Genomic DNA, 691 nt, shown 5'->3' on the forward strand with positions numbered 1-691 from the left:
ACCCGGCGCATCATGGCGCGGTTGGCACCGAGATCGATATAGGCGGTGATCGCCTCCTGCGCGACTTCCATGCGGGTCTGATCCAGGGTGTCACGCTCGACATTCTGCTCTGCCTTGCGCTGCTCGACCTCGGCCTCCACCTGGCCCCAGTCGTACAGCATCTGGCTCAGCGTGAGGCGATACCCGCCTTCGGTGAAGTTGTCCTCGGTGCCGACACTGCTCTCCAGGCGCGGCCAATAGCCATCCTCGGCGATCTCGATCTCTGTCCCCGCGGCACGCACATTGGCCTGAGCGGCCTCGATGCGAGGGTCATGGGCAAGCACATCGCTCAGCACGGAGGTGAGATCGCGATTCGTCTGGGCAGTGGCCGGGAGGGGTGCTGAAAGCCCGGCGGAGATGACACAGATGGCGATGCAACGCTTCGTCGCTGGCATGCGCGCAAGTGTTGCCTGTCTGTGGGCAGACGGGCAACGAAATAGGGTGGGCATCATGTGACTCCTTGTCTTCAGAGTGTCCTCTGAAGTGCTGCGTCATCCTGACGCTCTAGTGTTTCTGAATCATGCTGATCATCAAGGGAGGTGCCCCTTGCGGGGCACCTCGATCAGGCTTATCCGTTGCTGGTATTCACGGTCACGTCTTGATCGATATACAGCGTTGCCTCACCAAGCTGATAAGTATCATACGTCGTGCC

Annotated in this window: 1 protein-coding gene; it reads right to left on the reverse strand. The window is 60.3% G+C overall.

Going from position 1 to position 691, the window contains the following annotated elements; genetic code table 11:
- Positions 1-434: TolC family protein (locus QQF40_RS16990; protein ID WP_285462030.1), on the reverse strand; the 434-nt coding region annotated here is incomplete at its 3' end.
- Between the last annotated feature and the right edge of the window lie 257 nt (positions 435-691).

It is taken from the genome of Cobetia sp. LC6 (genome assembly GCF_030264805.1).
Taxonomy (GTDB): Bacteria; Pseudomonadota; Gammaproteobacteria; order Pseudomonadales; family Halomonadaceae; genus Cobetia.